General features: G+C 40.9%; 10 protein-coding genes. 8 read left to right on the top strand and 2 right to left on the bottom strand.

Annotation, left to right across the window (positions count from 1 at the left end):
- Window positions 1-22: 22 nt before the first annotated feature.
- Window positions 23-1,243 carry a 2-oxoglutarate dehydrogenase complex dihydrolipoyllysine-residue succinyltransferase gene (odhB, locus tag QWZ08_RS02415; protein WP_290335596.1) on the bottom strand — a complete coding sequence of 407 codons (1,221 nt, stop codon included), beginning with the start codon at window positions 1,241-1,243 and terminating at the stop codon, window positions 23-25.
- Between the two features lie 147 nt (window positions 1,244-1,390).
- Window positions 1,391-4,156, bottom strand: a complete 2,766-nt coding sequence (locus QWZ08_RS02410; RefSeq protein ID WP_290335595.1) for a 2-oxoglutarate dehydrogenase E1 component — start codon at window positions 4,154-4,156, stop codon at window positions 1,391-1,393.
- 408 nt (window positions 4,157-4,564) lie between these two features.
- On the opposite strand from QWZ08_RS02410, the gene rpsT reads away from it, so the two are divergent.
- The 8 genes from rpsT (at window position 4,565) to QWZ08_RS02370 (ending at window position 12,966) form a co-directional block, all read left to right on the top strand.
- Window positions 4,565-4,828, top strand: coding sequence for a 30S ribosomal protein S20 (gene rpsT, locus QWZ08_RS02405; RefSeq protein ID WP_290335594.1), 264 nt, complete (start codon window positions 4,565-4,567; stop codon window positions 4,826-4,828).
- Between the two features lie 176 nt (window positions 4,829-5,004).
- Window positions 5,005-5,400 (top strand): hypothetical protein, encoded by a 396-nt coding sequence (locus QWZ08_RS02400; RefSeq protein ID WP_290335593.1) that lies wholly within the window; start codon window positions 5,005-5,007, stop codon window positions 5,398-5,400.
- Between the two features lie 278 nt (window positions 5,401-5,678).
- Window positions 5,679-7,505: an aspartate--tRNA ligase gene (gene aspS / locus QWZ08_RS02395; protein ID WP_290335592.1), complete on the top strand. Its 1,827-nt coding sequence runs from the start codon at window positions 5,679-5,681 to the stop codon at window positions 7,503-7,505.
- A 119-nt stretch (window positions 7,506-7,624) separates the two neighbouring features.
- Window positions 7,625-8,491, top strand: coding sequence for an alpha/beta hydrolase (locus QWZ08_RS02390; RefSeq protein WP_290335591.1), 867 nt, complete (start codon window positions 7,625-7,627; stop codon window positions 8,489-8,491).
- A 56-nt stretch (window positions 8,492-8,547) separates the two neighbouring features.
- Window positions 8,548-9,822 carry a hypothetical protein gene (locus QWZ08_RS02385; protein ID WP_290335590.1) on the top strand — a complete coding sequence of 425 codons (1,275 nt, stop codon included), beginning with the start codon at window positions 8,548-8,550 and terminating at the stop codon, window positions 9,820-9,822.
- Between the two features lie 252 nt (window positions 9,823-10,074).
- Window positions 10,075-11,334: a replication-associated recombination protein A gene (locus tag QWZ08_RS02380; RefSeq protein WP_290335589.1), complete on the top strand. Its 1,260-nt coding sequence runs from the start codon at window positions 10,075-10,077 to the stop codon at window positions 11,332-11,334.
- Complete coding sequence (locus QWZ08_RS02375) at window positions 11,324-11,710, top strand: group III truncated hemoglobin (protein WP_290335588.1); 387 nt, start codon at window positions 11,324-11,326, stop codon at window positions 11,708-11,710. The genes QWZ08_RS02380 and QWZ08_RS02375 overlap by 11 nt, the downstream gene beginning before the upstream one ends.
- A 281-nt stretch (window positions 11,711-11,991) precedes the next feature.
- Window positions 11,992-12,966 carry a hypothetical protein gene (locus QWZ08_RS02370; RefSeq protein ID WP_290335587.1) on the top strand — a complete coding sequence of 325 codons (975 nt, stop codon included), beginning with the start codon at window positions 11,992-11,994 and terminating at the stop codon, window positions 12,964-12,966.
- The last annotated feature ends 211 nt before the right edge of the window (window positions 12,967-13,177 follow it).

Here is a 13,177-nt window from a genome sequence, read left to right as displayed (position 1 = left end):
GTGCTAATAAAATGTAAAATATTTATAGTTCAAGTAAACTTTTCACAGGATCTTTTCCGAATAAAAGCAAGGCAGGATTTTCGAGCAGTTCTTTTACCCTTACCAAAAAACTTACCGATTCCCGCCCATCTATGATACGGTGATCATAGCTCAAAGCCAGGTACATCATGGGTTTTATTACTACCTGCCCGTTGATCGCCATAGGCCTGTCCTGTATTTTATGCATTCCCAAAATAGCGCTTTGTGGAATATTGATGATTGGTGTGCTCATCAAAGATCCGAAAACTCCACCATTGGTAATGGTGAAAGTACCTCCGCTCATTTCTTCAATTGTTAACTTATTCTCTTTCGCTTTTGTTGCCAGTTCCACTACCTTTTTTTCTATTTCAGCCATGCTCAAACTTTCGGCATTCCTTATAACGGGTACCACCAGGCCTTTTGGAGCAGACACAGCAATTGAGATATCGCAATAATTATGGTACTGAATACCTTCCCCGTCTATCATGGCATTTACCGCAGGCCATTCCTGTAATGCAAAGCAACAGGCTTTAGTAAAAAAACTCATAAAGCCAAGATTTACTCCATGGCTTTCTTTAAATTTATCTTTATTTTTTGCCCTTATGTCCATGATGGCACTCATATCCACTTCATTAAAAGTGGTGAGCATCGCGGTGGTATTTTTAGCTTCCACCAGTCTGCGGCTGATTGTTTTGCGCAGGTTGCTCATTTTTTCTGTACGCTTCTCCCGGCCAAACAACTCCACGCCAGGCTTTCTGCCGGGATTATTGATGGCTTCAAGCACATCCTGTTTTACAATGCGGCCATTGCTGCCGCTGGGAACCACAGTTTTAACGTCTACTTTTTTATCCGCTATGATAGCCGCTGCTACCGGCGTTGCTTTTACATCTGCTTCAATTGCTTTAGGTGCTGCTACAGGCTCTGTTGCAGCTGCTTTTATTGGTGCTGCCACAATCTCAGCCGGCGCTGCTTTTCCTTCAGGTTTGGCTGCTTCCGTATCTATACTGCAGGCTATATCACCGATCTTCAATGTATCCCCTTCCGCCGCAATTGTTTTTAACACCCCAGCCTGTTCCGCATTGATTTCAAAAGTGGCTTTTTCACTTTCCAATTCTGCAATTACTTCATCCCTGTCAACATATTCACCGTCTTTTTTTAGCCACTTAACGAGCGTAACTTCCGTTATACTTTCTCCTACAGAAGGTACCTTTATTTCTATTGCCATTGTTATTATTTAATGTTGTGCGAATTTCGGTTAATCTTGTCAATAAAAAAACAGGAGCCATTTAAATTAATCCTTCTAGAACTGCTTTAGTTTCAGGATAAAAAAACCGGCAATGAGCCGGTTTTGAATTTTGTTTTTAGAGATAATTTAAATACTGAACGCTGTATCAATTATTTCAGCCTGTTCCTTAGCATGAATTTTAGCATAACCCGTAGCAGTTGATGCGCTTTGTACCCTGCTGATGATAAAGAAATTAATGTTCTTTAAATTCATGCGCAAAAAGCTGGCAGCACCCATGTTCAGCGGCTCTTCCTGCACCCAGTGCCAGATGGCTTTGCTGTATTTGCTATATAATTCATCCAGCTGTTTTTGTGGTATGGGATAAATTTGTTCCAGTCGCACAATGGCCACATCTTTACGGTTCTCTTTCTGCTGCCTTTCAGCAAGGTCAAAATATATTTTACCTGAACAGAATAATATTTTCTTTACTTCAGCGGCATCGTTTACAAACACATCGTCTATCACCTCTTTAAATTTTCCATTAGTAAAATCACTGGCTGAACTGTAGCTGCCTGGATGACGAAGATTTGCCTTGGGCGAAAAATTAATTAAAGGCTTTCTGAACGACCAGCAAAGCTGCCTGCGCAAGGCGTGGAAAAAATTGGCGGCCGTAGTGATATTGGTGATTACTATATTCAATTCGGCACACATTTGTAAAAAACGTTCCATCCTGGCGCTGCTGTGTTCTGGTCCCTGTCCTTCATAGCCATGCGGCAGCAGCATTACCACGCCATTCATACGTTGCCACTTGGTTTCAGCTGCAACAATAAACTGGTCAATCATAGTCTGTGCGCCATTACAGAAGTCGCCAAACTGCGCCTCCCAAATTACCAGTGCATTTGGGTTGGCCATAGAATAACCATATTCAAAACCCAGCACCGCATATTCACTCAGTAATGAATTATAAATGCGGAAAGGTGCCTGCATTTCTGTGAAATGATCCAGTCGGCTATATTCATTGTTATTATTTTCATCTCTCAAAATGGCATGCCGGTGACTAAAAGTTCCCCGTTGAACATCCTGACCACTCATACGCACATCCTTGCCTTCAATTAATAAACTGCCGTAGGCCATCAGTTCTGCTGTAGCCCAGTCTACTTTATGCTCATCGTTGTACAATTTTATTTTATCCTGCAGCAGCTTCTCTACTTTGCGCAAGGGTTTAAAATCTGCAGGCCATTTCATTAACCCATCAAACAATAATTTAAAATTGGTTTCGCTGATAGCGGTTACCGGGGACGTTTCAAAATCCAACGGCGCGGCTTTGCGTAAACTTTTCCACCACAGTTCGGGTTTTTGGAAAGTATAAGGCAATGGATGTTGTTTTACCTCATCCAGTCTTTCCTGCAGGTCTGCCAAAAACTTTTTCTCCATTTCCTTAGCCAGTTCCTGGGCGTCTGCCTCGCCATTTTGTATCAGGTACTGGGTGTATACTTCCCTTGGATTAAGGTGCTTATCAATTAACGCATATAACTGAGGCTGCGTAAACTTCGGTTCGTCGCCTTCGTTGTGACCATGCTTGCGGTAGCAAACCATATCCACGAAAATATCACTGTTAAATTCCTGCCTGTATTTAGTTGCAATTTGTACTGCCTTTACCACCATTTCTGGGTCATCGCCATTTACGTGTAATACCGGCGCTTTTACCATTGCGGCAATAGAAGTACAATAATCCGAACTGCGTGCGTCCTCAAAATCTGTAGTGAAGCCTATCTGGTTATTGATTACAAAGTGAATGGTTCCCCCTGTATAATATCCTTTCAGGTTGCACATCTGCAACACTTCATATACCACACCCTGCCCTGCAACGGATGCATCTCCATGAATCAATATCGGTAAGATTTTATCAAAATCACTATTGTACAATACATCTGCTTTACTCCTGGCAAAGCCCACTACAACAGGGTCCACCGCTTCAAGATGCGACGGGTTGGGACAAAGTTTTAAATTGATTTTATTCCCCAGGTCGGTTTCTACTTCACTGCTATAGCCAAGGTGATACTTTACGTCGCCAGATCCCATGGTAGTGTCAGGTGTTGCCGTGCCTTCAAATTCATTAAAAATATTTTCGTAGGTTTTGCCCATAATGTTGGCCAGGATATTCAACCTGCCGCGGTGGGCCATACCGATTACCACTTCCTGCACATTGTTGGCAGATGCAGTATTAATGATGGCGTCCAGTGCCGCAATGGTTGTTTCACCTCCTTCCAGCGAAAATCTTTTTTGACCGATGTATTTAGTATGAAGGAATTTTTCAAACATTACCCCCTCATTCAATTTCTGTAATATCCTCTTCTTTTGCTCCAGAGATAAGGGCTCCAGCATAGTATGCTCAACCGCGTTAATAATCCAGTCCCTTTTCCTCCGGCTGTTAATGGCACTGAACTCAACACCTACGTGTGTTGTATAGCATCGTTGTAAATGGCTAACAATATTTTTAAGGGACGTTTTACCCAGGCCTACAAATTTTCCAGATTCAAATTCTGTTGACAGGTCTGCTTCAGAGAATCCAAAATTTTCCAGGCCCAGGTTAGCCTTCCGATCCTTTCTCTCTCGAATGGGATTGGTGCTGGCTATTAAATGACCTTTTCGCCGGTAGGCTAAAATTAACTGGTATACATTAAATTCCTTGTCCAGCTGAACCGTATCTGTCTGCGCTTTATCTGCTGTTACCCCATTTGTTGCTGCAGGCTTTCCGTTACCATTGCCATTGTAGTTACTTACGGCAAAATCAAAGCCTTCAAAAAAGTTGCGCATCTCTGCATCAACACTTTCCGGATTTTTTATAAAGTCATTGTATAAATTTTCGATGTAGGCGGGATGGGCATTCGTGATGTATTGAAAATCCTTCATGGTAAATTAGAAAATTATTTATTTTATCGCTGCAAATTGTGTCTGCAAATATCGGTTTTTATAAACAGATAGTAAACGCATTTTAATTAAAATTGTTATAAACATCGCCCTTAAAAAGCATCTTTAAATACTTTTGGCAGGTCTCATAAAACATGAATTGTTTTAGGCTTTTAATTTGACAGAAACAGTGCCAATAAAAAATTAAACTCGTTAGTGAAACGGATATGGCATGAAAATACGCCAATTCAGTGCCGGGTTGCATGAAGTTACGTCATATAGAAAACCGATTTTTTCAAATAAAACAAGTTGATTTGCAGACTGTAAGCGTATTTTTGAAAATTACTACCGTTATATTGTTTGTTTCTTATTATATACCCTTATCTTTGCAGCCCAAAAATAGATTTAAAAATGGCAAATCACGCAGCAACCAAAAAAGATGTCCGTCAAAGCACCAAACGCAATGAGCGTAACCGTTATTACGGTAAAACAACGCGTAATGCAATACGTGATATCAGGGCAATAGATAATAAAGAAGGAGCCGCAGAAAAATTACCATCTGTTACCGCTATGATTGATAAACTGGCAAAACGTGGTACCATTCATAAAAACAAGGCTGCCAATTTAAAAAGCAAGCTGGCCAGAAAAGTGAATGCGCTTTCTGCAGTAAAATAATTTTTACTTTTAATAATATCATTTAAAAGCCTGTTGAATATCATTCGGCAGGTTTTTTTTATGGAACTATTTCTCTCCCGAAATCTTGTGGTCAATAAATTTGATGCAGGCAGGCAATACCCGGCATACCTGTATTGTGAATGATATATATTCGCATTTCAACAATTAACTACTGCATGAGCAACGAAGTGTACTCCATTCCGATAAAATATCGTAAAATGGAAAACCTGCACATTGTATTCTGGCTTTTGAAAGATATCAGCTGGTGCATGATCTGGAAGCCGCTGGGTATTGCCATGATTTTCCCCACCCTCATCATTGCTATTGTGATCGCCTTCCGTACAAGGCAATTCATGAGTGAAGTATGTCACAATGTGGCTATTGTGGTTTGGATTACCGCCAACTCTTACTGGATGATCAGCGAATTTTTACACTTTGACGGTAATCCACTATTTGGAGAATTTACCTACAAACATTTAGCAATTATTCCTTTTATGATAGGTTTAATAATTTTGGCCTATTATTATCTATGGTGGAAGCCAAAACATCCAATGGTATTGGAAACGATGTAAACATTTGCCCCCCTTAGTTTTACTTCAAAAAGATGAAACTATTCCAATGCATCACTTTTACTTATTATGGGCATTCCCACAAAACAACCTCCCTGCGCTAAAATCATTTACCTCTACACTTTCTATTTGTATATTTGCAGCCGCTTGATAAAAGCCTTATAGCAGTACCATACCTGAACGGAGCGTCGCCCATGCAGCTTCACCAAGGCTCAACTGCTGGTTCCAAAATAAAATTAACGCCCGGTTTTGTTTCAGCAATACGGACTAAAAAAAAACATATGTACAGATCGCATACCTGCGGTGAATTAAGAATTACCGATGTAAAAAAAGAAATTACCCTCAGTGGCTGGGTGCAAACCATCCGCAAGTTTGGCAGCATTACTTTTGTTGATCTCCGCGACCGGTACGGTATTACACAATTGTTGTTTGCCGAAAACCTGAATGCACAGTTGGACGCTAATCCACTGGGCCGTGAGTTTGTATTGCAAGTGAAAGGAACTGTGAATGAACGCAGCAATAAAAATGCAAACATTGCAACAGGTGAAATTGAAATTGCAGTAAGCGAGTTTACTATTTTAAATAAGTCGGCCGTGCCACCTTTTTCAATACAGGATGATACAGATGGTGGCGATGAACTGCGGATGAAATACCGCTTTTTGGATTTACGCAGAAACATGGTGAAGAAAAACCTGGAACTGCGCTATGCGGTTGGCCGCAGCACCCGCAATTACCTGCATGAAAATAATTTCATGGATATTGAAACACCCTTCCTGATAAAATCTACTCCGGAAGGTGCAAGAGATTTTGTGGTGCCAAGCAGGATGAACCCCGGCCAGTTTTATGCTTTGCCACAAAGTCCGCAAACGTTTAAACAATTACTGATGGTGAGTGGTTACGACCGTTACTACCAGATTGTAAAATGTTTCAGGGATGAGGATCTTAGAGCTGACCGCCAGCCCGAGTTTACACAAATAGATTGTGAAATGAGTTTTGTGGAGCAGGAAGATATTTTAAACATGTTTGAAGGCCTGGTAAAACGCATTTTTAAAGATGTAAAAAATATAGATTATACTGATGTGGTTGAACGTATGACCTGGGAAGAAGCGATGTGGAATTACGGCAATGATAAACCGGACATTCGTTTCGAAATAAAAATTGCCAACCTGAAATTTCCGCAGCATACTTTTCCGTCAAAAACATCCCAGGCTGCATTAATTGATGGTGTTGGCTTTGGTGTATTTGACGATGCCGAAACAGTTTTGGCTATTGCTATACCCGGCTGCGGCGAATACACACGCAAGCAAACGGATGAACTGACGGAGTGGGTAAAACGTCCGCAAATAGGCATGAAGGGATTAGTATTTATTAAATGCAATGCCGATGGTACTTACAAGAGCAGCGTAGATAAATTTTATAGCCCCGAAAAATTAAAAGCCATTGCAGATGCGGCCAATGCAAAAGCAGGCGATTTAATTTTAATACTGGCGGGCGCAGAAGAACGCACCAGGAAAGCCGCCAGCGACCTGCGCATGTACATGGCCGATAAGCTGGGCATGCGTAAAACAGATGAATTTAAATTATTGTGGGTACTGGATTTTCCGTTGTTTGAATATGCTGAAGATGATAACCGGTGGGTGGCAAGGCATCATCCGTTTACTTCACCCAAACCGGATCATATCAACGTTATGATCAACAACAACCCGGTGATTGAAGATGCCGCCAAATACCTGGAACATCCTTACGCCAGTATCAAAGCCAATGCGTATGACATGGTATTAAATGGCAATGAAATTGGTGGCGGAAGCATCCGTATTTTTCAACGGGCTTTGCAGGAAAAAATGTTTGCAGCACTGGGTATGGATGAAGCAGAACAACACCACAAATTTGGCTTTTTACTAGGCGCCTTTGAATATGGCGCACCGCCGCATGGCGGACTGGCATTTGGTTTCGACCGCTTATGTGCTATTCTTGGCGGCAGTGAAAGCATCCGTGACTTCATTGCTTTTCCAAAAAATAACAGTGGCCGGGATGTGATGCTGGATGCACCAAGCACCATCGATGAAAAGCAGTTTGATGAGTTGCAGATAAAGTTGAACTTAAAATAAAAACTGATAAAGAACTAAAAAGCTGTCAACCTGCTGACAGCTTTTTTTATGCCCATACGTTTCGGTATAATTTTTCCTTAACAATTTTGTAGCTAACTTTCTGGTTAATATTTACCTGCATGAAGTTTTTCAAATACGCTCCGTTAATACTTTTTTTCATTGTCCTGGCTTCCTGTAAAAAAGATGCATCTACGGCAAACACCATTGCAGCAGTCAATCAAACCAATATTGCTTATGGTACTGATCCGTTGCAAAAAATGGATATATTTCTGCCGGCTGACAGAACTGCCGCAACCACCAAAGTAATAGTAACCATACATGGCGGCTCCTGGACAAGTGGCGACAAAAAAGATCTGACCGGTTACGTAGATTCGTTGAAAAGAAGATTGCCGGCATATGCTATTTTCAATATCAATTATCGTTTGTCAGCCTATCCAAACAATATTTTTCCTGCGCAGGAAAATGACGTAAAAGCGGCGCTGGATTTTATTTACAGTAAATCGGCTGAATATTTAATTTCTGATAAATACGCATTGGTAGGTGTTAGCGCCGGTGCTCATTTGGCTATGTTGCAGGGCTTTAAATATACTTCCCCGGTAAAGCCCAAAGTGGTTGCTTCATTTTCCGGACCGGCTGACTTAATTGAAATGTACAATCATCCTGCTGGCGGAAATTCAATTATTTCCCTGGCCTTGGCGCAGGCAGTCGGCAATACGCCCACACAGGATTCTTTATTATATGCGACTTCCAGCCCGGTTAATTTTATTACCAGTTCATCGCCACCAACCATCCTTTTCCAGGGTGGTATTGATCCGCTGGTAAGTACAACGCAGGCAATAGAAGTACAAACAAAACTGGTAAATGCAGGCGTAACCAATCAATATGTTTTTTACCCAGGTACGGCCCATATTGGCTTTTGGGATAACGCTACCATGTTTGATGCCTTCAATAAATTACAGGCATTTATTGAAACAAATGTTTTGTAACAAAGCATTTAATTTTGCTGCAGATCGTGGCGTCACATCTTCATTCACTTTATCTCATGAAAAAAATTTATTGGTCTGTAATACTTCTATTGTTGTTTTGTAGTGGGTTTGCACAAACAGATTCCGCCGTCTATTCAAAATTTACCACGGAGCAAAACCGGACAAAATTTTATACCAACCTTATAAAAAACTCCATCAGTAAAAATTTATCGCTCCCGCTAAATGACAGTACGGAAGAAAATTGGGAAGACGCCTTTAGTGCCATGGAATTGATTTATTATCAGCAACCCTGGACCAATTTTAAATTGAAAACAGCCGCCGACAGTCTTCTGAAACGAAGTCCGGAATTTCAAAGAAGCTATATTGAACTACTGTATGCAACCGGTCAAACAACCTATGGCAAACAGGTAAATGAATTATTCAGAACCACTGCCAACGGCAAAATAATCGCCATGTGCGCTGAGTATTTATTGATTGCCGATACATCTGCAACCAACAAAAATTATGTTACCAAAATGGTAGCCCAAAGAATGAACCAGCTAAGCCAGGATGACAATTTTATGGTGGCGATGCATTTGCATAAACGGCTGGAAGATACTTATCAAACAAAAAAAATAGTTGCTTCATCTTTTAAGCCGTTGTTTAAACAAGGGTATTTAAAAGGCAATACAGTTGTGTATAGCATTCAAAGAAAAAACCGGGATTACACCGGCATGCTGGTTATTAAAGACACGGCCGGCAATTTTGTAACTGATTCCAGCGGACAAATTCTCACGCTGCCACAACTGGCAAGAAGCCTTAGTAACATGCCGTACTATTTAACCAATGGTAATACGCCACAAGGCATTTACCGGATGCATGGCTTTGACAAGAGCCGCAGCAACTTTATTGGCCCCACTGAAAACCTTCAACTCACTATGCCCGGCGAAACTTCTATCCGCCATTTTTTAAAAGACAGCAGCATTACTGATACGGCCTGGAAACCCGCCTGGTATCAAAAACTGCTGCCACCGGCATTGGTTAACTATAGCCCTTTATACGAAAGTTATTTTGCCGGTACTGCTGGCCGGACTGAAATTATTGCACATGGAACCGCTGTTGATACTGAATTTTACAAAGGGCAAAAATATTATCCATATACACCCACGGCTGGTTGCCTGTGCACAAAAGAACGCTGGAATGTAGACGGAAAACGCATTGTAAGCGATCAGCAAAAATTAGCCGATGCAGTAAAAGCAGCAGGTGGCGCAGATGGTTACCTGGTTGTGATAGAATTGAACGATGTACAAAAGCCCGTTAGCGCAGCAGATATTTTGCCATTATTGCAATAAGAAATCGTTTAGTAATTTTTTTGTACTGACTTTTGTACTGCTATCAAGCTTCATTGGCGTCGCACACTTGTACTTTTTATTTTTCTTGAACAATCTTCACTTGCCGGCAATCATTATTATGATCGCATTGATTAAAACGTGTACTTCAATAGTGAACTACTGAAGCGTCTAAAAATCTTCCCTGTCAGCAGTAAAATAAATTTTCAAACTTTATTAAGAAGGAAGGCTGAAAAAACAATTTACCTTTAGGGTATGAGTGTAGCTCCGTTAGCAGAAAGAATGCGGCCGCAAAATTTGGATGAACTGGCAGGTCAGCAACACCTTACTGGCAAAGGAAGTATTTTACGTACGGCCATCGAGCAGGGCAAGCTTCCTTCTATGATTTTATGGGGTCCGCCCGGCGTTGGTAAAACTACCATTGCCAACATCATCGCTCACACGTTGAAAGTTCCCTTTTATACGCTCAGTGCTATCTCCTCCGGTGTTAAAGAAGTACGGGAAGTAATTGAAGACGCTAAAACAAAACCCGGTGCCATTCTTTTTATTGATGAAATTCACCGCTTTAATAAAGGTCAGCAGGATGCGTTGCTGGGCGCCGTTGAAAAAGGGATTATCAGGCTGATTGGCGCCACAACAGAAAATCCTTCTTTTGAGGTAAACAGCGCTTTGCTTAGCCGCTGCCAGGTGTATGTTTTAAAAGCGCTTGATAAAAATGAGCTTGTTGGCCTTTTGAAAGATGTGCTGAAAAAAGATGAAGTCTTAAGCAAAAAAAATATTAACCTAAAAGAAACAGAGGCGTTGCTAACCATCAGCGGCGGTGATGCACGCAAACTGCTAAACCTGCTGGAACTGATAACTGACGTGCTGGATAATAATGCTGTAATTACGGATGAGGCCGTAATGGAAATTGCCCAGCAACGAATTGCGCTGTATGATAAAAAGGGCGAACAGCACTACGACATTATTTCTGCCTTTATAAAAAGTATGCGGGGCAGCGATCCCAATGGCGCAGTTTATTGGCTGGCAAGAATGATTGAAGGCGGTGAAGATGTAAAATTTATTGCACGCCGCATGGTGATATTTGCGAGTGAAGATATTGGCAATGCCAATCCAAATGCCTTGTTGCTGGCAACAAGTACTTTCCAGGCAGTGAGTATGATTGGTTATCCTGAAAGCCGGATTATCCTGTCGCAGTGTGCCACTTATTTAGCAGGCAGTACCAAAAGCAATGCTGCATATGCGGCTATCGGCGGGGCCTTGGCGGCAGTTGCACAAACGGGCGACCTGCCGGTACCACTTCATTTGCGCAATGCACCTACCAAATTAATGAAGGAAATGAATTATGGAAAAGAATATCAATATGCTCATCAATACCAGGATAATTTTATCTTGCAGGAATACTTACCCGATAAACTAAAAGGCACACCGTTTTATGTTCCGCAAAAAAATCCCCGTGAAGAAGAAATAAGAAAGTTTTTAAAAGAAAGATGGAAAACAAAATATGGGTACTAAAAAAGATATCACCTCACGGGGAGACATTGAACAACTGGTAGCAGCATTTTATGAGCAGGTAAAAAAAGATGATACCATCGGCTTTATTTTTACTGATGTTGCAAAAATTAACTGGGATCATCATATACCATTGATAGTGAATTTTTGGGAATCCATCTTATTGGATAATCCCGTGTATACAAAAAACGCAATGGAAGTGCATTATGTACTGAACAAAAAAATGCCGTTGCAAAAGGCCCATTTTGCTAAATGGGTATTGTTGTTTTGTACTGCTGTTGATGATTTGTTCGAGGGCAAAATAGCAGCCCTTGCTAAAACACGCGCCAAATCTATCGCTGCATTAATGCAGTTTAAAATGGCTGATGCAAATAAGTAATTCAAGCTCGCAGCGTTTTCTTGCCAGATCATGAAGGGACGCATTTAACATTAACCTTCCCACCTGCATTGTCACTTTTCGTTTACATAAACTGATTGTTTATACCACTTCCCGGGCTAAATAGGAGCACTTGCTGAGTTTTCCACAATAACTTTTCTTACAAGTGCACGGGTACAATAATTAAAGCAGGCTGGCGTTTTATTCATCAGATGCATTTTTTTATAGTTTATGTAACTATTTAAACGCGTATCCAACACCAATATCCAAAAATCCGGCAAGGCATGAAAAATCGTCTACACTATTTTATTTACAGGTTTTTTATAACGATTTGTCTTACTGCAATATTCACAAGGCCAACCTACGCTCAATCATTACTGCTGGGTAACCGCGTAGAAATTGGCTTAAACTTTGGCCCCACATTTTTCCTTGGCGATCTGGGAGGCCATCGTGGCTATGGAACTACTTTCGTGAAAGATTTAAATATTCCGCTGACAAAATTGATGAAGGGCGCCTTTATAAGTGTTTCTCCAAACGAATGGCTTGGTTTTAGGTTGGCTGCTCAATACACCTACCTTGCGGGAGAAGATAAGATCATTGCTACCAATGGAAGACCTGAATCATTCCGAAAAGGCCGCAATCTTGATTTCAGAAGTGATGTATGGGAAGCATATGGCGCGATCGAATTTTTTCCACTAATGTATTTACACCGGGGTGAAGAAGATTATGAACCCAAAATAAGGCCCTATATTTTTGGCGGGGCGGGTCTTTTTCATTTTAATCCCCAGGGATCACTCACGGATCAAAACGGCAACAAAACATGGCATTATTTACAACCACTGCATACCGAAGGAGAAGGCTTTGCCGAATACCCTGAAAGGAAAAATTATAAACTTACCCAGGTGAACATACCGGTAGGTGGAGGCTTGAAATATTTGCTGACAGACAATATCAATTTAAGTGGGGAGTTATTATACAGAAAAACCTTTACAGACTATATCGATGACGTAAGTACAACTTATATTGACTACCACTTATTTAATAAATATTTATCGGCTGCGGATGCCAATATTGCTACCGCAATTTCAGATAAATCAACCGGTGTTTTAACGAGGACAGACCCTGGTTTTCAGCGGGGTAATCCAAAAAATTATGATGCCTATTTTTCATTCTTACTAAAAGTGGGGATAAGAATTGGTGGCGGAAATGGCGACGATGCAAATGCGGTGGCGCACACAAGGTGCCCGGCAAGATTTTAAAATAAAATTAAAAAATCAGACCAATTAAATATGAAAAACAATTTACACTCCAATCCCCTTATTTTTAAGATGATTGTTTTGGTGACCTGTTTTATGCTGGTGATGCTTTACAACAAATCGAAGGGAGGTTAATCACCAATTTTATTTATTGTCAAAAAAAATAACGCATACTGGCCGGTTTGCCTGGTACGTGACCAATAAAATTTTGTTT

The organism is Ferruginibacter paludis (assembly GCF_030409685.1).
In the GTDB taxonomy this organism is placed as follows: domain Bacteria; phylum Bacteroidota; class Bacteroidia; order Chitinophagales; family Chitinophagaceae; genus Ferruginibacter; species Ferruginibacter paludis.
This window is presented reverse-complemented; position numbering and strand designations above follow the sequence as displayed.

Coding starts and splice junctions, on each gene's coding strand:
- odhB (WP_290335596.1), bottom strand. CDS start 1,243: ATGGCAATAGAAATAAAGGTACCTTCTGTAGGAGAAAGTATAACGGAA.
- QWZ08_RS02410 (WP_290335595.1), bottom strand. CDS start 4,156: ATGAAGGATTTTCAATACATCACGAATGCCCATCCCGCCTACATCGAA.
- rpsT (WP_290335594.1), top strand. CDS start 4,565: ATGGCAAATCACGCAGCAACCAAAAAAGATGTCCGTCAAAGCACCAAA.
- QWZ08_RS02400 (WP_290335593.1), top strand. CDS start 5,005: ATGAGCAACGAAGTGTACTCCATTCCGATAAAATATCGTAAAATGGAA.
- aspS (WP_290335592.1), top strand. CDS start 5,679: ATGTACAGATCGCATACCTGCGGTGAATTAAGAATTACCGATGTAAAA.
- QWZ08_RS02390 (WP_290335591.1), top strand. CDS start 7,625: ATGAAGTTTTTCAAATACGCTCCGTTAATACTTTTTTTCATTGTCCTG.
- QWZ08_RS02385 (WP_290335590.1), top strand. CDS start 8,548: ATGAAAAAAATTTATTGGTCTGTAATACTTCTATTGTTGTTTTGTAGT.
- QWZ08_RS02380 (WP_290335589.1), top strand. CDS start 10,075: ATGAGTGTAGCTCCGTTAGCAGAAAGAATGCGGCCGCAAAATTTGGAT.
- QWZ08_RS02375 (WP_290335588.1), top strand. CDS start 11,324: ATGGGTACTAAAAAAGATATCACCTCACGGGGAGACATTGAACAACTG.
- QWZ08_RS02370 (WP_290335587.1), top strand. CDS start 11,992: ATGAAAAATCGTCTACACTATTTTATTTACAGGTTTTTTATAACGATT.